The 20,857-nt window shown below is 73.2% G+C and carries 20 protein-coding genes; 6 read left to right on the top strand and 14 right to left on the bottom strand.

All coding sequences use genetic code 11. The features are described from left to right. The first annotated feature begins 53 nt into the window (after positions 1 to 53). From AB0J97_RS11560 to AB0J97_RS11550, 3 genes are read left to right on the top strand one after another with little or no spacing between them, the layout of a single operon-like run. Positions 54 to 1,406 carry an extracellular solute-binding protein gene (locus AB0J97_RS11560; RefSeq protein ID WP_357693582.1) on the top strand — a complete coding sequence of 451 codons (1,353 nt, stop codon included), beginning with the start codon at positions 54 to 56 and terminating at the stop codon, positions 1,404 to 1,406. After that, complete coding sequence (locus AB0J97_RS11555) at positions 1,403 to 2,326, top strand: sugar ABC transporter permease (RefSeq protein ID WP_364087228.1); 924 nt, start codon at positions 1,403 to 1,405, stop codon at positions 2,324 to 2,326. The genes AB0J97_RS11560 and AB0J97_RS11555 overlap by 4 nt, the downstream gene beginning before the upstream one ends. A gap of 1 nt (position 2,327) precedes the next feature. After that, positions 2,328 to 3,212 (top strand): carbohydrate ABC transporter permease, encoded by an 885-nt coding sequence (locus AB0J97_RS11550; protein ID WP_364087226.1) that lies wholly within the window; start codon positions 2,328 to 2,330, stop codon positions 3,210 to 3,212. On the opposite strand, the gene AB0J97_RS11545 is transcribed toward AB0J97_RS11550, so the two are convergent. The 3 genes from AB0J97_RS11545 to AB0J97_RS11535 all read right to left on the bottom strand — a co-directional run bounded on the left by AB0J97_RS11545 (position 3,173) and on the right by AB0J97_RS11535 (position 5,896). Then, the gene (locus AB0J97_RS11545; RefSeq protein WP_364087224.1) at positions 3,173 to 4,078 is read right to left on the bottom strand and encodes a lysophospholipid acyltransferase family protein; all 906 of its coding nucleotides are present in this window, start codon (positions 4,076 to 4,078) and stop codon (positions 3,173 to 3,175) included. The two genes, AB0J97_RS11550 and AB0J97_RS11545, sit on opposite strands and share 40 nt — an antisense overlap. Beyond that, the gene (locus AB0J97_RS11540; protein WP_364087222.1) at positions 4,075 to 4,791 is read right to left on the bottom strand and encodes a GNAT family N-acyltransferase; all 717 of its coding nucleotides are present in this window, start codon (positions 4,789 to 4,791) and stop codon (positions 4,075 to 4,077) included. Before AB0J97_RS11540 ends, AB0J97_RS11545 begins: the two co-directional genes overlap by 4 nt. A gap of 100 nt (positions 4,792 to 4,891) precedes the next feature. Then, entirely contained in the window at positions 4,892 to 5,896 is a 1,005-nt protein-coding gene (locus AB0J97_RS11535; protein WP_364087220.1) for a TerC/Alx family metal homeostasis membrane protein, read from the bottom strand. 349 nt (positions 5,897 to 6,245) lie between these two features. Here AB0J97_RS11535 and AB0J97_RS11530 point away from each other — a divergent pair, with 349 nt between their 5' ends. Next, positions 6,246 to 6,992: a lytic polysaccharide monooxygenase gene (locus AB0J97_RS11530; RefSeq protein WP_364087217.1), complete on the top strand. Its 747-nt coding sequence runs from the start codon at positions 6,246 to 6,248 to the stop codon at positions 6,990 to 6,992. A 78-nt stretch (positions 6,993 to 7,070) separates the two neighbouring features. Beyond that, a complete protein-coding gene (locus tag AB0J97_RS11525; protein WP_364087215.1) occupies positions 7,071 to 8,372 on the top strand; it encodes a hypothetical protein in 1,302 nt (433 codons plus the stop codon). Between the two features lie 11 nt (positions 8,373 to 8,383). Here AB0J97_RS11525 and AB0J97_RS11520 read toward each other — a convergent pair whose 3' ends face one another. From AB0J97_RS11520 to AB0J97_RS11510, 3 genes are read right to left on the bottom strand one after another with little or no spacing between them, the layout of a single operon-like run. After that, on the bottom strand, positions 8,384 to 8,851 hold the full coding sequence (locus AB0J97_RS11520; protein WP_364087213.1) for an SRPBCC domain-containing protein: 468 nt from the start codon (positions 8,849 to 8,851) through the stop codon (positions 8,384 to 8,386). After that, on the bottom strand, positions 8,844 to 9,191 hold the full coding sequence (locus AB0J97_RS11515; RefSeq protein ID WP_364087210.1) for a metalloregulator ArsR/SmtB family transcription factor: 348 nt from the start codon (positions 9,189 to 9,191) through the stop codon (positions 8,844 to 8,846). Before AB0J97_RS11515 ends, AB0J97_RS11520 begins: the two co-directional genes overlap by 8 nt. A 34-nt stretch (positions 9,192 to 9,225) precedes the next feature. Further along, positions 9,226 to 9,972: an SDR family oxidoreductase gene (locus AB0J97_RS11510; RefSeq protein ID WP_364087208.1), complete on the bottom strand. Its 747-nt coding sequence runs from the start codon at positions 9,970 to 9,972 to the stop codon at positions 9,226 to 9,228. A gap of 171 nt (positions 9,973 to 10,143) precedes the next feature. On the opposite strand from AB0J97_RS11510, the gene AB0J97_RS11505 reads away from it, so the two are divergent. Continuing rightward, the gene (locus AB0J97_RS11505; RefSeq protein ID WP_364087206.1) at positions 10,144 to 13,038 is read left to right on the top strand and encodes a M36 family metallopeptidase; all 2,895 of its coding nucleotides are present in this window, start codon (positions 10,144 to 10,146) and stop codon (positions 13,036 to 13,038) included. 123 nt (positions 13,039 to 13,161) lie between these two features. Here the strand turns inward: AB0J97_RS11505 and AB0J97_RS11500 are convergent, their stop codons facing one another. From AB0J97_RS11500 to AB0J97_RS11465, 8 genes are read right to left on the bottom strand one after another with little or no spacing between them, the layout of a single operon-like run. Continuing rightward, a complete protein-coding gene (locus tag AB0J97_RS11500) occupies positions 13,162 to 14,622 on the bottom strand; it encodes an aldehyde dehydrogenase family protein (protein ID WP_364087204.1) in 1,461 nt (486 codons plus the stop codon). Next, on the bottom strand, positions 14,619 to 15,716 hold the full coding sequence (pcaC, locus tag AB0J97_RS11495; RefSeq protein WP_364087384.1) for a 4-carboxymuconolactone decarboxylase: 1,098 nt from the start codon (positions 15,714 to 15,716) through the stop codon (positions 14,619 to 14,621). Before pcaC ends, AB0J97_RS11500 begins: the two co-directional genes overlap by 4 nt. Positions 15,717 to 15,718: 2 nt before the next feature. Beyond that, a complete protein-coding gene (pcaB, locus tag AB0J97_RS11490) occupies positions 15,719 to 16,909 on the bottom strand; it encodes a 3-carboxy-cis,cis-muconate cycloisomerase (RefSeq protein WP_364087202.1) in 1,191 nt (396 codons plus the stop codon). Next, positions 16,896 to 17,420: a protocatechuate 3,4-dioxygenase subunit alpha gene (gene pcaG, locus AB0J97_RS11485; protein ID WP_364087199.1), complete on the bottom strand. Its 525-nt coding sequence runs from the start codon at positions 17,418 to 17,420 to the stop codon at positions 16,896 to 16,898. The genes pcaB and pcaG overlap by 14 nt, the downstream gene beginning before the upstream one ends. Beyond that, on the bottom strand, positions 17,417 to 18,169 hold the full coding sequence (pcaH, locus tag AB0J97_RS11480; RefSeq protein WP_357693612.1) for a protocatechuate 3,4-dioxygenase subunit beta: 753 nt from the start codon (positions 18,167 to 18,169) through the stop codon (positions 17,417 to 17,419). The genes pcaG and pcaH overlap by 4 nt, the downstream gene beginning before the upstream one ends. A gap of 5 nt (positions 18,170 to 18,174) precedes the next feature. Further along, positions 18,175 to 19,323: a thiolase family protein gene (locus AB0J97_RS11475; RefSeq protein ID WP_364087194.1), complete on the bottom strand. Its 1,149-nt coding sequence runs from the start codon at positions 19,321 to 19,323 to the stop codon at positions 18,175 to 18,177. Further along, the gene (locus AB0J97_RS11470; protein WP_364087192.1) at positions 19,320 to 19,949 is read right to left on the bottom strand and encodes a CoA transferase subunit B; all 630 of its coding nucleotides are present in this window, start codon (positions 19,947 to 19,949) and stop codon (positions 19,320 to 19,322) included. Before AB0J97_RS11470 ends, AB0J97_RS11475 begins: the two co-directional genes overlap by 4 nt. Then, the gene (locus AB0J97_RS11465) at positions 19,946 to 20,728 is read right to left on the bottom strand and encodes a CoA transferase subunit A (RefSeq protein ID WP_364087190.1); all 783 of its coding nucleotides are present in this window, start codon (positions 20,726 to 20,728) and stop codon (positions 19,946 to 19,948) included. Before AB0J97_RS11465 ends, AB0J97_RS11470 begins: the two co-directional genes overlap by 4 nt. Positions 20,729 to 20,857 lie beyond the last annotated feature (129 nt).

Below are 20,857 nucleotides of genomic sequence, written 5' to 3'. Positions count from 1 at the left end.
CCAAGGACAACCGAGCCGCGGCCAGGCCACGGCATTCGAGTACGGAGATCAGCGTGGAGACCAGGTCAACCTCTCGCCGCACCTTCCTCAGCCTCTCCATGGGGCTGCCCCTGGGAGCCGCGCTCGCCGCCTGCGGCACGTCCGGCCCCACCCGCGCGGGTGGCGGCAGCCCGACCGGAGGTGGCGGCGGCGGCGCCAAGGCCACCTACTGGTACCTGTCGGTCGAGCCGCAGGAAGGCGTGCGCCGCCGGGCGATCGAGCGCTTCAACAAGGCGAACCCCGGCACCCCGATCGAGGGCACGCCGTTCCAGAACGACGCCTACAAGACCAAGATCAAGACCGCCATCGGCGCCGGCCAGGCCCCCACGCTGATCTGGGGCTGGGGCGGCGGCACGCTGCGCAGCTACGTGCAGGCCGGCCAGGTCGAGGACCTGACGTCGTGGTTCGCGGAGAACGCCGCCGTCAAGGACCGGCTGTTCCCCTCCTCCTTCGGCGCGGCCACGGTCGACGGCAAGATCTACGCCATGCCGTGCGAGACCGTGCAGCCGATCGTCCTGTACTACAACAAGGAGGTCCTGGAGAAGGTCGGCGTGCAGCCGCCGACGACCTGGGGCGAGATCATGGACATCGTGCCCAAGATCAACGCCAAGGGCATCGCGCCGTTCTCGCTCGGCGGCCAGTCGCGCTGGACGAACATGATGTGGCTGGAGTTCCTGTTCGACCGGATCGGCGGCCCCGAGGTGTTCCAGGCGGTGTTCGAGGGCCAGAAGGACGCCTGGTCCAACCCCGCCGCCCTCGACGCCCTGACCAAGATGCAGGACCTGATCAAGGCGAACGGCTTCATCAAGGGCTTCTCCTCCATCACCGCCGACTCCAACGCCGACCAGGCGCTGCTCTACACCGGCAAGGCCGCCATGATGCTGCACGGCGGCTGGACGTACGGCGGCATGAAGAACGACGGCGGCGACTTCGTCCCCGGCGGCCACCTCGGCTACATGAACTTCCCGCCCGTGGACGGCGGCAAGGGCGACCCGAGCAACACCGTCGGCAACCCCGGCCAGTACCTGTCGATCTCCGCCAAGGCCACCCCCGAGCAGAAGGAGCTCGCCAAGAAGTTCTTCACCAGCGGCGTGCTCGACCAGACCGAGGTCAAGGAGTGGGCGGACACCGGCGCCGTCCCGATCGTCAAGGGCGCCGACGCGGCCTTCGCCTCCTCCCCCGACGCCGACTTCCTGAAGTTCGTCTACGGCATCGCCAGCAACGCCCAGACCTTCGCCCAGTCGTGGGACCAGGCGCTCAGCCCGACCGCGGCCGAGGTGCTGCTGGACAACATCGCCAAGCTCTTCCAGCTGTCCATCTCGCCGCAGCAGTTCCAGACGAACATGAACGCGGTCATCGGCAAGTGAGCGTGATCCCGATCCCCGCCGGGCGGGGGACGCCGGCGGCCGCCGGGCGAGGGGGCCGCGGCTCCCTGGCCTGGCTGGCCGTCCCGGCGTTGCTGTTCTTCGTCGCCTTCGGCGTGATCCCGCTGATCGGCGTCCTCGTCCTCAGCTTCACCTCCTGGGACGGGCTCGGCGACATCGGCTTCGCCGGCCTGTCCAGCTGGCAGGCCGTGCTCTCCGACCCCGGGCTGCCGCACGCCCTGTGGGTGACGTTCCTGGTGATGGCCGCGTCCTGGGCGCTGCAGACGCCGGCCAGCATCCTGCTCGGGGTGTTCCTGGCCGGTCAGCAGCGCTACCGCGCCTTGTTGTCGGTGTTCTACTTCATCCCGCTGCTGCTCAGCTCGGCCGCCATCGCCATCGCCTACAAGTCGCTGCTCGACCCGAACTTCGGGCTCGGCGCCGGGCTCGGCCTCGACCTGCTGGCCCAGGACTGGCTGGGCGAGCCCGTCCTCGCCTTCAGCGTGGTGATCTTCGTGGTGTCGTGGCAGTTCATCCCGTTCCACTCGCTGATCTACCAGGGCGGCGTGCGGCAGATCCCGCGCTCGATGTACGAGGCCGCCCAGCTCGACGGCGCGGGCCGGGTCCGCACGTTCTTCAGCATCACGCTGCCGCAGCTCAAGTACACGATCATCACGTCCTCGACGCTGATGGTGGTCGGGTCGCTGACCTTCTTCGACCTGATCTTCGTGCTGACCGTGGGCGGGCCCGGCGACGCCACGCGGGTGCTGGCCCTCGACATGTACAAGCGGGGGTTCCAGGCCAACCTGATGGGCCCGGCCAGCGCGATCGCGGTCATCCTCGTCCTCGTGGGCCTGGCGCTGGCGCTGCTGCTGCGCCGTCTGGGCGGCCGCGACGCCTCGGCGAGCCAGCTGGAAGGGGCCTGACATGGCGACGACGCTGACCGAGCCGGCACGGCGGGCCGCCGGCGCGTCCCCGCGGGCGGGCGGGCCGGCCGCGGCCCGGCGCAACTGGGTGGCCGGGGTGGCCGGGTGGATCTGGCTGGCGATCGTGGTGGTGCCGATCTACTGGATCGTCATCACCAGCTTCAAGGAGCAGCGCTCCTACTACGCCTCCAACCCGCTGGCGCCGCCGTCGGAGCCGACGCTCGGGGCGTACAAGGTGGTGCTGGAGTCGGACTTCCCGCTGTACTTCCTCAACAGCCTCGTCGTCACCCTCGGCGCGGTGGTCCCGGCCGTCGGGGTGTCGTTCATGGCGGCGTACGCGATCGTGCGGGGCGGCGGGCGGTTCCTGCGCGGGGTGAACTCGCTGTTCCTCATGGGGCTGGCGATCCCGCTCCAGGCCACGATCATCCCGATCTACCTGATCATCATCCGGCTGCACCTGTACGACTCGCTGCTGGGCATGATCCTGCCCTCCATCGCGTTCGCGATCCCGCTGTCGGTGCTGGTGCTGTCCAACTTCATCAGGGACGTGCCCAAGGAGCTGTTCGAGTCGATGCGGCTGGACGGCGCCACCGACTGGGGCCTGCTCTGGCGGCTGACGTTCCCGCTGACCCGCCCGGCCGTGGTCACGGTGACGATCTACAACGCGCTGACGATCTGGAACGGCTTCCTGCTGCCGCTGATCCTGACCCAGAGCCCGGACAAGCGCACGCTGCCGCTGGCGTTGTGGACGTTCCAGGGCCAGTACAGCGTGAACGTGCCCGCCGTGCTCGCCTCGGTCGTCCTGACCACGCTGCCCATCCTGATCCTGTACGTGGTGGGCCGCCGTCAGCTGCTCAGCGGGCTGACCGCGGGCTTCGGCAAGTGAGCGACGGTCCTCCCCCGCGCGGGAGGACCGTCCATCGCCGCGCGCACCAGGGCCTCGGCGTCCCTGGCCAGGACGGCGCGCGCCCGCGGACGGCGGGCCGACGGCGCGGCGGACAGCGGAGCCAGCAGCCGCACCTCGACGGCCAGCCGCCGGGTCGCGGTCACCCGCAGCACCGAGGCGAGCAGCGAGTCCTCGCCCACGTAGCAGGCGCGGGTGGAGGGCCGGTCGCCCTCGCGGTAGCGCAGGGTCGCGGGCCGTACGACGGCGCCGGCGTCGACCGCCGCCTGGAACACCGCCGGGCGGAAGTCGCCCATCCCCTGCCCGCACCACGTGGTGCCCTCGGGGAAGGCCACGACGGTGTCGCCCGCCCGCAGCGCCCCGGCGACCGCGGCGACCGCCGAGGGCAGGGCGGACAGGCGTTCCCTGTCGATGAACAGCGCGCCCGAGCCCGCGGCCAGCGTCCGGACGACCGGCCAGGCAGCGATCTCGCGCTTGGCCAGCGGGCGCGAGGGCAGCGCGGCCGCGATGACCAGCGGGTCCAGCCACGACACATGATTGGCCACCACCAGCGCCCCGGCCTCCCCACCCGCCTCCGAACCCCCGGCCATGTCCCGTGGTTCCTCGGCGACGAGTTCCAGGCGGACGCCGAGGGCGCGCAGCATGAGCCGGGCCCACGTCCCGGTGGCGCGCGCCCGTACGTCGGCGCGCACGTGGCGGGCCGTCAGCGCGACCGGCACCCCGGCCAGCACCACCAGGACCGCGGCGAGCAGCCGCAGCGCCCGGCGCGCCATCCCCGCGCCCAGGACCGCGGCCCGCACGCACATGTCCGGCGTGCACGGGCCCGTACGCAGCCACGGGCCGGTCACGGCGTCCCGCCCAGGAAGTGGCGCAGGTAGCGGGTGTTCACCTGGGCCATCGACAGCAGCACGAAGAAGTCGGCCGTGCCGAAGTCCCGGTCGTGCGCGGGCGGCCCGCACACCCACGCGCCCAGCCGCAGGTAGCCGCGGAGCAGGGCGGGCGCCACGAACCGGTCGGAGCGCGGCGCGCCGTCGCCCAGCCAGGGCACGAGCGGTGTGACCCGGTACTCCTCGGGACCGAGCGGCACCCGCGCGGCCACGCCGGCCGCCAGCGCGCCGCCGTCGTCGAGCGGCACCGAGCAGCAGCCGGCCAGCCACTGGTGGCCGCCGCTCACCATGTACCGGGCGATCCCCGCCCACATCAGCGCGACCACCGCGCCGTCCCGGTGATCCGGATGAACGGTGGTACGTCCGGCTTCGACCAGGTTTTTCCTGATGGGAGCTAGGGCGCGCAGGTCGAACTCGGTGTCGGAGTAGAGCCGGTCGGCCCGTCCCGGCGGCAGCAGCCGGTACGTGCCCACCACCCGCCGCCCCTCCCGTACCAGGAGGTGGTCGCAGTAGGCGTCGAACCTGTCCACGTCGAGGCCGGAGACCGGGCTGTCGAGCCGCGCCCCCATCTCCTCGGCGAAGACCTCGTACCGCAGCCGCTGGGCGGCCCGGAGGTCGGCGGGGCTCGTGGCCATCCCGACCGTGTACCGGCTCGTGTCAAGAGAGATCGTCATGGGCGCGAGTCCTTCCCTGAAAGCGTCTCGCGACCATGTCGTCATGCCGACATGACGGCCGGCTCTCTCGGCGGGGGCACCCAGGCGTCGGAGCGGTGAACTAGCTCGCGGCCTCCCTCTCGCGGTCGCGGCGGTTGGCGTACAGGCTGGTCAGGGTCACCGTGGTCAGGACGACGACGATCACGCCGAGCGAGGCGAGCGTCGGGATCTGCGGCATCCAGTCCCAGACGCCGTGCGCCCAGTGCAGGATGAGCTTGACCCCGATGAAGGCCAGGATGACGCTCAGCCCGTGGTTGAGGTGGCGCAGCTTGGCCAGGACGCCCTGGAGCACGAAGTAGAGCGCCCGCAGGCCCATCAGCGCGAACGCGTTGGTGGCGAAGACCAGGAACGGGTCCTCGGTCACGCCGTACACGGCGGGCACCGAGTCCACGGCGAAGACGATGTCCGTGCCGAGGACGGCGATCGCGGCCAGGGCCAGCGGCGTCAGGGCCAGCCGGCCGCCCTCGCGCACGGCCAGCCGGGAGCCGCGGTAGTCGTCGGTGACCGGCACGAAGCGGCGCACCAGCCGGACGCTGCGCATGGAGGAGATGTCCACCTGCTGCTCGTGGCCGCCGAGCACGTCCTTGAGGATCTTGCCGGCGGTGACGATGAGGATCGCGCCGAACAGCAGGAACGCCCACGTGCCGCTCTGCAGCGCGGCGGCGCCGAGCCAGATGAAGATCCCGCGCAGGACGAGCGCGCCGACGATGCCGTACAGCAGGACCTGCCGGGCCAGCGCGGGCGGGACCGCGAAGGCCGCCAGCAGCAACATGAACACGAACAGGTTGTCCACCGACAACGACTTCTCCACCACGAACCCGGTGAAGAACTCTACGGCGACGCCGCCGCCGTGGGCGGCCCACAGGTAGAAACCGAAGATCACCGGCAGGATCAGGTAGAAGACCGACCAACCGGCCGCCTCGCGCATGCGGACCTCGTGCGGGCGCCTGGTCAGCAGCAGATCCAGGCCCAGCAGCAGCACGAGCCCGGCGATCGCGACCAGCCACAGGGTGGGCGTGGCGATGGTGGTCAGGGCGGGGGCAGCCTGGGATATGCCCGTGGGCATGGGTCCTCCTCGAACGCGCGTCATCGTTCGAGGTCTCCTTCGCCCGTGCGCCGATCGCGCGGGCGGCCGCCCGGGGACGTCAGGGACGTCCGTACTGACCGGGCCGGCGCTTGCGAAGTACTCCCCTCGGCCACCTCAGCCTAGGCGATGTCACGACATGTCACCACCTATTGGCTCCCGCGATCCGCGCGGGCCCACGCGGGGCCGGGCGGCCCCTTCCCGGAGGGAGACGGGACGGTCACCGGCCGCCACCCTGACTCGGGGTCGGAAAAGCGCTGACTGCGCCATTTACCGTTAGGAAACTTTCCTTTATATTTGGGAGCATCCCCCAGCATGAAGGAACGGTGACATGCGCAGAGTATGGACCTTCTTAGCCATGGCGGCGGTCTCCGTCGCCACCGTCGTCGCGCTCTCCCCGCCGGCCTCGGCGCACGGTTACATCTCCGACCCGCCGAGCCGCCAGGCCAACTGCGCGGCCGGCAAGGTCAAGAACTGCGGCCAGATCATCTGGGAGCCGCAGAGCGTCGAGGGCCCCAAGGGCCTGCGCAACTGCAGCGGCGGCGACGCCCGGTGGGCGCCACTGGACGACGACAGCAAGGCCTGGCCCGCCGCGACCGTGGGTGACACGGTCAACTTCAAGTGGCTCATCGAGGCCCGGCACGCGACCAGCACGTGGGAGTACTACGTCGGCGGCACCCGGATCGCCCTGTTCAACGACCACGGCAGGGAACCGGGCGCGACGGTGACGCACTCGGTCAGCCTGGGCGGCCGTACCGGGCGCATCAAGCTGCTGGCCATCTGGAACATCGCCGACACCGAGAACGCCTTCTACAACTGCGTCGACCTCCAGGTCGGCCCCGGCGGCCCCACGCCGACGCCCACTGCCACGCCCACTGCCACGCCCACCCCGACCCCGACCCCCACGCCCACGGTGACCCCGACCCAGGGTCCGGCCGGCAACTGGACCGCGGGGACCGCGTACAAGTCGGGTGACCAGGTGGTCTACAACAACGTCACCTACCGCTGCGTGCAGCCGCACACGGCGCTGCCCGGCTGGGAGCCGCCGAACGTGCCCGCCCTGTGGCAGCGGGTGTGATCGTCTGACTCCGGTGCACGAAAGGGGTGCGGTCGGCCAGAATCGGGCCGACCGCACCTTCTCTTCTGGAAGGCACCGATGAAACGACTTCTCCTCGTCCTCACCGTCGTCGTGGTGGCGGCGGCCGTCTGGGGCGGCGTCCTGCTGCTGTCGGCCACGGCCGACGAGGGGCAGGGCAGGCAGCGACTGGCGGTGGCGCCCTCGGTCGTGCGCGAGAGCGTGATCGTCGACGGCGGCGGTCAGGTCGTCGGGAAGCTGGACGCCGACTGCGCGACCGGCCGGTTCCCGGCCTTCTGCCATCGGGTGCGCGCCGAGCTGACCGCGCTCGACCAGCGCCTGCTCACCCGGGGCGGCCTGGTGGTCGCGACGACCCTCGACCCGCGGGCTCAGCAGGCGGCGCAGCGGGCCGTCGAGGCCCGCGTCCGGCCGGGTGACACCCCTGTCGCCGTCGAGGCCATGGTGGCGCCGGGCAGCGGCGAGATCAGGGCGCTGGCCGCCAGCAAGGGCGACGGGGCGCACGGGTTGTCGCAGGGCTCGACGGCGATGGCGTACACGCTGGCCGCGGCGCTGTCCGGCGGCTTCCGCTACGACGACGGCTTCCCCCGATCCCGCTCCTACCAGGCCGCCGGCCAAGAGTCCTTCACCAACTGCAAGGGCCAGAACGTGGGCGATCCCGCCTTCACCTTCACCGACCCCGGCGGCGGGAGCGGCGGCGCGTTCACCACCCTGCGCTCGGGCGCCCGCGCCGCCCCGAACACCTTCTTCATGCGGCTGGAGGAGCGGATCGGTCTCTGCGCGACCGTGCGCGCCGCGCAGCGGCTCGGCCTCTCCCGCTTCGACGGGATGCCTCTGGTGGAGTACGAGGCGTTCACGCTCGGCGCCAACGAGACGGACACCGTCACCGTCGCCGCGACCTACGCCACGCTGGCCGCCCACGGCCTGCGCTGCGCGCCGCGGGCGGTCAAGGAGGTCCGCGACGACTCCGGCAAGGTGCTGCACGCCCTCGGCCCCCGTTGTGAGCAGGCGCTGGACGCCGCCGTCGCCGACGCGGTGACGGGCCTGCTGCGCACCGACGGCCTCGGCCGGGACGCGGCGGGCCTGGCGAGCAGGATCCCCGACTACAAGTCGACCTGGTACGCCGGTTACACCCCCGACCTGGCCGCCGCCGTCAGCCTCGGCTTCACCGGCGTGCCGCCGACGCCCGCGCTGACCGACGTCCCCATCGGCGGACGCCGGCACGACGTCGTGGACGGCACCACGATCCCCGGCCCGATCTGGCGGGCCTCGATGACCGAGGCGCTGCGCGGGGTCCCGGAGACCCGGTTCCCGGAACCGGACACGACCCGCTTCGGCGGCTGCCGCCTCGCCTGCCCGAAGTAGGAGGCCCGCGGTCAGCGGGCGAGGAGTTCGGCCAGGCGGTTCATGGAGTGGGCGCCGCCCTTGGGGCCGTCGGCGCGCACGATCGCGTCCCGGGCCTCGACGGACGGGTGCACCGACCGGGCCACGTACCGGGTGCCGCCGCCGGTCTCCTCCAGCCGGACGGTCTCCAGGGCCACCTCGCCCGGCGTGCCCTCGAACTCCCACGTGCGCACGTACCGCTCCGGCGGCACGACGGCATGGTAGACGCCACTGAAGGCGTACTCCCCGCCACGGGCGTCGATGTTGACGAATCGCCACCGGCCGCCCGGCGCGACCTCCATGGCCTCCACCCGGGTGTCCAGCCAGTGGGGGCCCCACCAGCGCGGGATCAGCGCCGGGTCGGTGACGGCCCGGAACACGACGTCCCTGGGGGCGTCGAAGGCCCGGATCATGATGATGTCCTGGCGGCCGGGTTCGATGACGAATTCGGTCTCACCCATGGTCACGTCCTTCCTGGCTGCGCCGGAGGTTCCTGATCTCCTGGTCGAGCCGGTCGAAGCTGCCGGTCCAGCGGTCGCGGTAGCGGTCGATCCACGCGGAGGCGCCCTCCAGCGGCGCCGTCTCCAGGCGGCACGGCCGCCACTGCGCGTCGCGTCCGCGGCTGATCAGCCCCGCCCGTTCCAGCACCTTCAGGTGCTTGGACACGGCCTGCAGGCTCATGTCGAAGGGCTCGGCCAGCTCGTTGACCGTGGCCTCGCCGTCGGCCAGCCGGGCGAGGATGGCCCGCCGGGTGGGGTCGGCCAGGGCGGCGAAGGTGAGGCTGAGCTGGTCGTCGGGCATCGGTGCGTACGTTCCTTCCAGGGCGGCGCCGACCCTAATGGTCCACGATCGCGCCGCAGGAGACGTTCACGGTCGCCGACGTCATGGTCCTGGCCCGGTCGGAGGCGACGAACGCCGCCACGTCGCCCACGTCGGCGAGGGTGGCGAGCCGTCCGAGGAGGGTGGGCTCGCGCAGCTCCGCCTCCAGCGCGTCCTTGCCCGGGTACGAGGCGGGGATGCTCTCCGGCACGCCCCCGGTGATCAGGGTGACCACGCGCACGCCCTGCCGCCCGGCCTCGCACGCCCACTGGCGGCGGATGCCCTCCATGGTGTCCAGCGACACCTTGAACCCGCCCAGCCCCGGCTGCGTCTGCGGTCCGCCGCCGCCGAACAGCAGGACGACGCCCGACCCGGTCATGTGCCGCACGGCCGCCCTGATGGTGAGGAACTGGGTGCGCGCGGCGACCTGGATCGGCCGCAGGAAGTCCTCGACGGAGATCTCGGCCAGCGGACGCTGCACGTCCTGGACGGAGACGGCGTTGAACGAGACGTCGATGCGGCCCTCGCGGGCGGCCACCGAGCCGGTGAACGCGTCCACGGCCTGCTCGTCCAGCGCGTCCACGAGGGCGGTCTCCGCCGTGCCGCCGGCCGCGCGGACGTCGTCGGCGACCTTGTCGAGCGGGGCCCGGGTGCGGCCGGCCAGGAAGACGCGGGCGCCCTCACGGGCGAAGGCGCGGGCCACCGCGCCGCCGATCGAGCCGCCTCCGCCGTAGATCACCGCGACCTTGTCCTGAAGAAGCATCTCCACCTCCTTGTTCAACCCTTTGGTTTATCAACCTATAGGTTGATTACGCGGCCATGTCAAGAACTGGACACTTCTGAAGGCTCTACCCGATCTTGTCAGGACCCCGGGGCGGTGTTACCTCTTGCGGGACGGGCGTCAATCGCGCGTCTTCTGTACCCAGGAGGAACTGTGTCGACTGGACCCTGGTTACGCAGCGCCGTGATCGCCCTCGCGGTCACCGCTGCTGCCCTCCCCATGACCGGCGCCGCGCGGGGCGAACCCGGCGGACAGGCCCCGATCGTCCACGACTTCCAGGCCGAGCAGCACGGCAGGCCGGACCTGGACAACCGGCAGGGCCGGGTCCCGCCGCCCGCCGGGGTCGCCGCGCGGGCCGCGGGCGCCGAGATCCGCTGGAACGCCCTCGGCACCCCCGCCGTCGTCACCGGCGCGGCGCCGCTCGCCGAGGGCCTGGGCGAGGACCCCGAGAAGGCCGCCCGCGCCTACCTGGCCGCCAACGAGCCGCTGTTCGGCCTGTCGGCGGAGGAGGTCGCCGGGCTGGAGAAGGTCGCGGTCAACCCGCTCGGCGCCGGTCACGCCGTGCTCCTGCGCCAGAAGTTCGGCGGGCTGCCCGCAGGGGTGGACGGGCTCGTCGCGGTCGGCGTCGTGCACGGGAAGGTGCGCCACGTGACCTCCTCGCTCGCCCGCGAGCAGGCCGCGCCCCCGGCCGCCGCGATCAGCGAGGCGCGGGCCCTGGAGATCGCGGCCCGCGACGGCGGCATCGACCTGGCCACGGCGACGACGAAGCAGGTCACGAAGGTGGCCGTGCCCGCGCCGGACGGCGTGCACAGCGCGTACCAGGTGGTCCTGATCGGCGGCGGGGAGGGCGAGGCCGCGGCCTACACCACCCACGTGGATGCGGTCAGCGGCGGCATCCTCACCCGCGAGAACCTGGTCGACCAGTTCGACCCCGAGAACCCGCGCTGGGCCGCCTTCCCGGCCAACCCGCCCGGCGACTACTCCTCCACCGACACCCGGCGGACCTGGTGCCAGGCGGCCGGCCCCGGCTGCGACCTCGCCACCGGCGGCGACCCGGCGACCGGCCGCCCCTGGGACGTCGACCACGCCACCGGCACGCCGACCCTGACCAGCGCGGGCAACGCCACCCGGACGTACGAGAACCGCGCGAACGGCGACCCGTTCACCGTCGGCACCCGCGCGAACGCGCCCTCCCCGGACCGCCGCTACGTCTACCCGTGGCGCAACACCTGGTACCGGGCCAAGTGCGACCCGGCGACGTTCGACCAGCCGGGCGAGGCGGACCTGGAGGCGGCGATCGCCAACCTCAACGTCATGCACAACCGCATGCACGACTGGTCCTACCGGCTCGGCTTCACCGAGTCCGCCTGGAACATGCAGGTGGACAACGGCGACCGCGGCGGGCTCGGCAACGACCCCGAGCAGGGCAACGCCCAGGCGGGGGCGCGCGTGTCGTCGGTACGCGACAACGCCAACCAGATCACCGGCCCCGACGGCGTCGCCCCGATCACGAACATGTACCTGTGGCAGCCGATCGCCGGTTCGTTCTACTCCCCCTGTGTGGACGGCGACTACGACATGTCGGTCATCGGCCACGAGTACACCCACGCCATCTCCGGCCGCATGATCGGCGGCCCGAACGCCGGCTGGAGCGGCGCGCAGGCGGGCGCCATGAACGAGAGCACCTCCGACCTGTTCGCCATGGAGTACCTGAACGAGTACGGCTTCCGCTCCTCCGGCGCGACCCCGTACGTGATCGGCCCGTACGTCACGGGCGACCGCGCCCGCGGCATCCGCAACTACGACATGTCCAGGTCGCCGCTGAACTACAGCGACATCGCCTACGACCTGGTCGGCGCGCAGGTGCACGCGGACGGCGAGATCTGGACCGCCACCCAGTTCGACGTCCGCGAGGCGTTCGTCAAGCGGTACGGCAAGGGCACGCCCGCCCGGCAGCGCGACTGCGCCGACGGCAAGGTGGCGGTGGACCGGTGCCCGGGCAACCGGCGGTGGGCGCAGCTCTCGTACGACGCCCTGCTGCTGATGGCCTCCGGCGCGGTCAGTTACGTCGATCACCGGGACGCGATCCTGGCCGCCGACGCCATCCGCTTCGACGGGGCGAACCAGGACATCCTGTGGCGGGCGTTCGCCGAGCACGGCCTCGGCAAGGGCGCGGCCAGCAACGGCCCGAACGACCCCGACCCGACGCCGAGCTTCGCCGACCCGGCCGGCCGCAACGGCCTCCTCCAGCTCAAGCCGCTCGGCGAGGCCAAGGACGCGGCCCTGCGGCTCTACGTGGGCGACTACGAGGGCCGCGCGGTGCCGGTCGCCGACACCGACCCGGCCACGCCGCTGGGCGACACCGTGGAGATGACGCCGGGCACGTACCGGTTCGTGGTGGCGGGGGCCGGGTTCGGGCACACGCGGCTGACGTTCCCGGTGGTGGCCGGGGTGAAGCTGCCGCTCCCGCTGTCGCCGCCGCGCAACCTCGCCTCGGGCGCGGCGGGCGCGACGGCGGCCGGCGACGGCGTCAACCAGGCCCGGCTGATCGACGACACCGAGGCCACGAACTGGGCCTCGCGCACCGGCGCGCCGGCCGGCCGGTCGGTCGTCGTGGACCTGGCGGGCGACCGCCCGGTCACGGTGCGCAGGGTCCAGGTGAGCGCGATGCTCCGGCCCGACGTCGGCGACGCCGCCGACCCGGGCGGGCAGAACAGGTTCTCGGCGCTGCGCGCGTTCGAGGTGCTGGCCTGCGCCGCCGACTGCGCCGACCCGGCGAGCTTCCGGAAGGTCTACACCAGCCCGGCGGACGCGTTCGACGCCACGTTGCCCCGGCCGCGCGGCGCGGACCTGCTGGTGCGCTCCTTCCGGGTGCCGCCGACCAGCGCCACCCACCTGATGTTGCGGGTGGTCAGCAGCCAGTGCACCGGCAACCCGCGTTACGCGGGCGAGCAGGACGCCGACCCCGGCTCCGCGACCGACTGCGCCACGGCGAGCCCGGCCCGCGAGCAGGTGCGGGCCGCCGAGTTCCAGGCGTACGCCCACTGACCCGGCGGCGGTCCGGCTGACCGACCGGCCCGCCGCTCCCAGGAGCGGGCCGGGCGGTCAGAGACCGGCCCGTCGCCCGTGGGAACGGGCAGGGCGGTCAGCTCGCGGGAACGGGCCGGGCGGTCAGAACGGGTAGTGCGCCTGTTCGGTCGCCAGGGTGATCCAGCGGGTGTTGCTGAACGCCTCCAGGCCCCACCGGCCGCCGAAGCGGCCGTACCCGGAGGAACCGGCCCCGCCGAACGGCGCCTGCGGCTCGTCGCCCACGGACTGGTCGTTGACGTGCACGATGCCGGTCCGCAGGCGGCGGGCCACGCGCAGGCCGTGGGTGCCGTTCTCGGTGATGATCCCGGCGGTCAGGCCGTGCTCGGTGTCGTTGGCCAGGGACACGGCCTCATCGTCGGTGGCGAAGGTGTCGACCACGCACACCGGGCCGAACGCCTCGCCGTAGTACAACCTGGCGTGCTTGGACACGCCGGTCAGCACCGTGGCCGGGTGCACCGCGCCCTCGGGCTCGCCGCCTCCGGCCAGCACCGTCGCGCCCTTGTCGACCGCGTCGGCGACCAGGCCGGCCACCCGCGCCGCGGCGTCCGCGCTGACCAGGGGCCCGATCACCGTCTCCGGCCGGGACGGGTCGCCGGAGGGCAGCGCGCGCACCTTGTCCGCGAACCTGCGACCGAACTCCCCGGCCAGCGACTCGTGCACCAGCACGCGGTCGCCCGACATGCAGATCTGGCCCGCGTTCATGAAGACGCCGAAGGCGGCGGCGTCCACGGCGTGGTCGAGGTCGGCGTCGTCCAGGACGATGATGGCGTTCTTGCCGCCCAGTTCGAGCAGGGCGGGCTTGAGGTGGCGGGCGGCGTGGGTGCCGATGATCCGGCCGACCTCGGTGGAGCCGGTGAAGTTGACCGCGCGTACGCGGGGGTCGGCGATGAGCGCCTCGGCGATCACGGCGGCGTCGGCCGGGTCGTTGGTGACCGCGTTGAGCACGCCCGCGGGCAGCCCGGCCTCGTGCAGCAGGTCGGCGACGAACAGGCCGCAGGCGATCGGCGCGTCCTCGCTGGGCTTCATGACGACGGTGTTGCCCGCGGCCAGGGCGGCGGCCACCGAGCGCACGCCGAGGATGATCGGCGCGTTCCACGGGGAGAAGGCGGCGACCACGCCGAGCGGCTCGCGTACGGCCAGGCCGAGCACGCCCTCCTCCTGCGCGGTGAGCACGTCGCCGCGCGGCGCGGTGATGGCGGCGGCGGCCTCGCGCAGCATGTTCGCGGCCAGCCCGACGTTGAACAGGGCCCACGGGCGGGTGCCGCCGACCTCGGCGGCCATCAGCGCCACGGCCTGCTCGCCGCGTTCCTGGAGCAGGTCGGCGGCCCTGAGGAAGATCGCCCGGCGGGCGAACGGGCTGGTGGCGGCCCAGCCGTCGAAGGCGGCCTGCGCCGCGTCCACGGCCGACGTGACGTCCTCGACGCCCGCGGCGGCCACGGTCGCGTACACCTCGCCGGTGTACGGGGCCAGGTCGGAGGTCGTACGGCCGCCCTGCGCGGGGACGTTCTTGCCGCCGATCAGCAGGTCACGGGTGATGGTCATGTGGTCTCCCCTGATATCTCGGTCAGGACGCGCTGGGCGACGCCGAACGCGGCGTTGGCGGCGGGTACCCCGCAGTAGATCGCGCTCTGCAGCAGCACCTCGCCGATCTCGTCGGCCGTCAGTCCGTTGCGCACGGCGGCGCGGACGTGCATGGCCAGCTCGTCGAGGTGCCCGTGCGCGACCAGCGCGGTGAGGGTGACGCAGCTTCTGGTGCGCCGGTCGAGGCCGGGCCTGGTCCAGATCTCTCCCCAGGCGTAGCGGGTGATGAGGTCCTGGAAGTCCCTGGTGAAGGCGGTGGTACGGGCGACGGCCCGGTCGACGTGGGCGTCCCCGAGCACTTCCCGGCGCACCCGCATGCCGGAGGTGGCGGGCAGGTGCGCGAGCAGCGCGGCGGTGACCCGTTCCGGCTGGTCGACGCCGGCCAGGTGGGCCGCGCCCGGGACCTCGACGAGCGTCGCGCCGGGGATGCCGTCGGCCAGCTCCCTGGCGTGCGCGGGCGGGGTGGCGGGGTCGTCGCGGCCGCCCAGGACCAGCGTCGGGACGGCGATGCCGGGCAGCTCGGCGCGCAGGTCGTAACCGGCCAGGGCGTCGCAGCAGGCGGCGTAGCCGGCGGGGTCGGCGGCGGCGAGGTCGTCCAGGAGCGCCTGGTCGGGGGGGCCGGCGAACCAGCGTCCGGCCGTGGGTTCCAGCAGCGGCGCGGTGCCCCGCTCGCGGACCAGCGCCGCCCGCTCGCGCCAGCCGCCGGGCTCCCCGAAGCGGGCCGAGGAGCAGATCATCGCCAGGGACAGCAGGCGTCCGGGGTGGCGCAGGGCGAGCGTGGCGCCGATCGCGCCGCTGATCGAGATGCCGGCGTAGTGGAAGGCGTCCAGGCCCAGGCCGTCGGCCAGTTCCAGGACGAGCCCGGCCAGGCCGTCGATCGTGGACACGCCGAGGGACGGCGAGCCGCCGTGTCCCGGCAGGTCGAAGCGGACCACGCGGAACCGGCGGGCCAGCGCGGCGACCTGCGGCTCCCACACCCGGGCCGAGGTGCCGACCGACGGGCCGAGGACGATCGGCTCACCGTGTTCCGGGCCGTCCACCCGGTGCTGCAACAACGTCACTCCTCCTCCAGCGCCCGCTTGACCAGGGCGGCGGCGGCGCCGGGCGGTCCGGCGACGGTCAGGGCGGCGCGCATGCGCCCGGGATGCACCCGCAGGTCGGCGACCAGTTCCGCGGCGTCGCGGGCGGAGCCGGCGACCAGGCGCAGCGCCTCGCGCAGCGGCTGCCATTCGGCGTGCCAGGCGCCGGGCGGGCGCTCGTCCTCGGCGGCCATGGAGGCGTACAGGACGGCGGCCTGGGCGGGCACCTGGCGGGCCGCCGCGGCGATCATGGTGGCCCGTACGGGATTGTGCTTGTGCGGCATCGACGACGAGCCGCCGCCGACGCCCTCGGACACCTCGCCGATCTCGGTACGCGACAACACCAGCACGTCGGCGGCCAGCTTGCCCAGCGCCCCGGCCGTGAACGCCAGCGCCCCGGCCAGGTCGGCGACGGGGGTGCGCAGCACGTGCCAGGGCAACGTGGGCGCGGCCAGCCCCAGCTCGCCGGCGAACCGCCGGACCACCTCCAGCGCCTCCTCCCCTCCGCCACCACCGGGGGTGGCGGAGTCGGCGGCGGGGTCGGCGGGGGCGGTGAAGCGGTCGAGGGTGCCGGCCGGGCCGCCGAGCTGGGCCGGGAGGGCTTCGCGGGCGGCGCGCAGGCGGTCTCTGGCGTCGATGGCCAGCTTCCGCCAGCCCGCCGCCTTGAGCCCGAACGTGGTCGGCACGGCCTGCTGGGTGAGCGTACGGGCGGCCATGAGAGTGTCGCGGTGGGCCCGCGCCAGCGTGGCGAGCCCGGCGACCACCCGGTCGAGGTCGCCCAGGACCGGCCCGAGCGCCCGGTACGCGACCAGCATGAGCGCGGTGTCGAGAATGTCCTGACTGGTCGCGCCCGCGTGCACGTGCTCCCCGTACGGCCCGGCGGCGGCGCGCAGGTCGGCCACCAGCGGGATGACCGGGTTGCCGCCCGAACGGGCCCGCGCGGCCAGCCCGGCCGGGTCGTACAGCTCGGCGCGGGCCGCGGCGGTCACGGCGTCGGCCGCCTCCAGGGGCGCGCGCCCGAGCCCGGCCAGGACCCGGGTCAGCGCGGCCTCGGCGTCCAGCATGGCCTGGAGGACCGCCACGTCGCCGGTCGCCTCGACCCCGCCACGCATGGGCGAGAGCAACCCGAGATCCCCCGAACCACTCGCGGCGGGGTCAGCCGAAGTCAAGGAAGACCGTCTCCTTCTCGCCCTGCAGATGGATGTCGAAGCGGTGGACGCCCTCCCGCTCCTCCACCGCGACCAGCGTGCGTGCCCGCTCGGGCGGCAACGAGTCGAGGAAGGCGTCGGGCCGCAGGTAGATGCGGGTGAACAGGTGGTGGAGCAGGCCGCGGGCGAACACGCACACGCTGATGTACCCGTTGCCCGGCTCGACCGTGCGCAGGGTCCAGTGGCCGTCGGCGTCGGTGGGGACGCGGCCGAACCCGGTGAAGTCGACGCCGTGCCGGCCGATGACCGCGCCGTCGACCGGGTCGCGGCGCAGCGAGCCGGGCGCGCCGGACAGGTCGCCCGTGGGGTCGGCCTGCCAGAACTCCAGCAGCGCGTCGGGGATCGGGGCGCCGGCGCCGTCGTAGACGCGGCCGTGCACGGTGATGCCGCCGGTGGCGAGGTCGCCGCCGCCGGGGAAGGGCAGCGCGTAGCCGTAGAACGGGCCGACCGTCTGCGAGGGCGTGGGGTTCATCGGCCTTCCTCCATCCAGGTCGCGGCGGGCCCGTCGAGCACGATGTCCCACCGGTAGCCGAGCGACCACTCGGGCTTGGACAGGTCGTGCGCGTAGGTGGAGACCAGCCGCCGGCGGGCGCCGTCGTCGGTGACCGACTGCAGGATCGGGTCGTAGGGGAACAGCGGGTCGCCGGGGAAGTACATCTGGGTCACCAGCCGCTGGGCGAAGGCCGTGCCGAACAGCGAGAAGTGGATGTGTGCGGGCCGCCAGGCGTTGAGGTGGTTGCGCCAGGGGTAGGGGCCGGGCTTGATCGTGGTGAAGTGGTACTCGCCGTCGTCGCCGGTCAGGCAGCGGCCCACTCCGGTGAAGTTGGGGTCGAGCGGCGCCGGGTGGTCGTCACGCTGGTGCAGGTAGCGGCCCGCGGAGTTGGCCTGCCAGATCTCCACGAGCTGGCCGCGTACCGGACGGCCCTGGCGGTCGAGCACGCGGCCGGTCACGGTGATCCGCTCGCCCAGCGGTTCGCCGAGGTGCTGCCGGGTCAGGTCGGAGTCGAGCGCGGTCACGTCCGTGACGCCGAACACCGGGCCGGACAGCTCGCTCGCCTCCGGGTCCTTCAGCGCGACCAGCGGCTGCTTGGGGTGACGTAGCAGGGTGCTGCGGTACGGGGCGTAGTCGCGCGCGGGGTGGTCGGCCGGCCGGTCGCCGCGGGCCTCGCTCAGCGCGGCGATCTCGCGGTCGATGTCGGCCTGCGTGAGTGGTTCGGACATGGACGCTACCTTTCGAGTACGACGGCCAGCCCCTGGCCGACGCCGATGCAGAGGGAGGCGAGCCCGACGCCCGACCCGGCCGCGGCCAGCCGGTGGGCCACGGCGCCGGTGACGCGGGCCCCGGAGGCGCCGAGCGGGTGGCCGATCGCGATCGCGCCGCCGTCGGGGTTGACGAGGGCGGGGTCGAGCTCGGGCAGCTCGGCCAGGCAGCCGAGCACCTGCGCGGCGAACGCCTCGTTCAGCTCCACGGTCGACAGGTCGCCGAAGCCCTTGCCCGCCTTGGCCAGCGCCTTGCGTACGGCCTCGACCGGCCCGAGCCCGAAGTAGCGCGGCTCCAGCGCGCTCGCGGCACTCGTGGTGATGCGGGCCAGCGGCTCGCGGCCGCGCAGCCCCTCCTCGTCGGTCAGCAGCAGCGCCGCCGCGCCGTCGTTGAGCGGGGAGGAGTTGCCGGCCGTGACCGTGCCGCCGTCCCTCCTGAACACCGGCTTGAGCCGGGCCAGCGCCTCGGCGGAGGTGTCGTCGCGGATGCCCTCGTCCCTGGTCAGGCCGGCGATGGGGACGATCTCGCGGTCGAGGGCCGCCTTGGCCGCCTTCCGGTGGCTGCCCAGCGCGTACGCGTCCTGTTCCTCGCGGGTGATGCCGTGCTTGTCGGCGATCAGCTCCGCGCCCTCGCCGAGCGCGACCGTGTGCTCGGCGGGCATCCTCGGGTTGACCAGCCGCCAGCCGAGCGTCGTGGAGACCAGCTCCTGGCCGCCCGCCGGGAAGGCGCGGTCGGGCTTGGGCAGCACCCACGGGGCGCGGGTCATCGACTCCACGCCGCCCGCGATCACCGCCGAGGCGTCGCCGACCGCGATGGCCCGGTACGCCTGGATGACGGCCTCCATGCCCGAGCCGCACAGCCGGTTGACGGTCGCGCCGGGCGTGGTGACCGGCAGCCCGGCCAGCAGCGCGGCCATGCGGGCGACGTTGCGGTTCTCCTCGCCCGCGCCGTTGGCGTTGCCGAGGAGCACCTCGTCGGCGCTCTCCTGGCCGGTGCGCTCGACCAGCGCCGCGACGACGTGCGCGGCCAGGTCGTCGGGGCGTACCCCGGCCAGCGCGCCGCCGTACCGGCCGAACGGCGTGCGGACGGCGTCGAGGATGTAGACGTCCTTCATGCGATGACCTCCGCGTCGGTACGGTTGCGCAGCTCTTCCAGGCTCACCCCTGGCGCGAGTTCGACCAGGGCCGGCCCCTGTTCGGTGATGTCGAGGACGCCGAGGTCGGTGACGACCCTGTGCACGCACCGCCGGCCGGTCAGGGGCAGCGAGCACTCCTCGACGATCTTCGGTGAGCCGCCCTTGGCGTTGTGCTCCATGATCACGATGACCTTGCGCGCGCCGTGCACCAGGTCCATGGCCCCGCCCATGCCCTTGACCAGCTTGCCGGGGACCATCCAGTTGGCCAGGTCGCCGCGGGCCGAGACCTGCATCGCGCCGAGCACGGCCACGTCGACGTGACCCCCTCGGATCATGCCGAACGACAACGAGGAGTCGAAGAACGACGCGCCGGGGAGCACGGTGACCGTCTCCTTGCCCGCGTTGATCAGGTCGGGGTCGACGTCGGCGGGCGCGGGGTACGGGCCGACGCCGAGGACGCCGTTCTCGGAGTGGAGGACCACGTCGACGCCCGAGGGCAGGAACGTGGGGATGCGGGTGGGCAGGCCGATGCCGAGGTTGACGTAGTCGCCGTCGCGCAGCTCGGCCGCCGCCCGCGCGACCATCTGGTCACGGGTCCAGCTCATTCGGTGACCGTCCCCCCTGCCGGAGGCGGGGTAGTCGTACGCCTCTCGATGCCCTTGTCGGCGGCCTGTTCCGGGGTGAGGGGGAGCACGCGCTGCACGAACACGCCCGGCAGGTGGACCTCGTCGGGGTCGATGTGCTCGGCCAGCTCCTCGACCTCGGCGACGGTGATCCGCCCGGCCATGGCGGCCAGCGGGTTGAAGTTCCTGGCGGAGCGGTGGAAGACCAGGTTGCCCGACCGGTCGCCCCTGGCCGCCCGGACCAGCGCGAAGTCGGTGCGGATGCCGTGCTCCAGGACGTACTCCCGGCCGTCGAACTCGCGCACCTCCTTCGGCGGCGAGGCGACGGCGACCGTGCCGTCGGGGTGGTGGCGCAGCGGCAGGCCGCCGTCGGCGACGGGGGTGCCGACCCCGGCCGGGGTGTAGAAGGCGGGGATGCCGCTGCCGCCGGCCCGCAGCCGCTCGGCCAGGCTGCCCTGCGGGGTCAGCTCGACCTCGATGTCGCCGCCCAGGTACTGCCGGGCGAACTCCTTGTTGTCGCCGATGTAGGAGGCGGTCACGCGGGCGATGCGCCCGGCTGCCAGCAGGATGCCGAGGCCGCCGCCGTCGACGCCGCAGTTGTTGGACACGACGCCGATGCCGGTCACGCCGGTGTCGTAGAGGGCCTGGATCAGCACGTTGGGGATGCCGCTGAGCCCGAAGCCGCCGACCGCGAACGACGCGCCGTCATGCACGCCGGCCAGCGCCTCCGCGGCCGTCGCGACCACCTTGTCTCTCCGCACGACGCTCCGTTCAGCCGAGCAAGTTCGCCGAGGTGTTCGCTCTGCGAACTTTAGTTCACTATTATGGTTCGAGTATCTGTAACGGGAGCGTTCCTGTCAAAGCCCCCCGATCTGGACGAGGAGCCGCCG

The sequence above is a fragment of the Nonomuraea sp. NPDC049607 genome, from assembly GCF_040675375.1.
Lineage (GTDB): Bacteria > Actinomycetota > Actinomycetes > Streptosporangiales > Streptosporangiaceae > Nonomuraea.
This window is presented reverse-complemented; position numbering and strand designations above follow the sequence as displayed.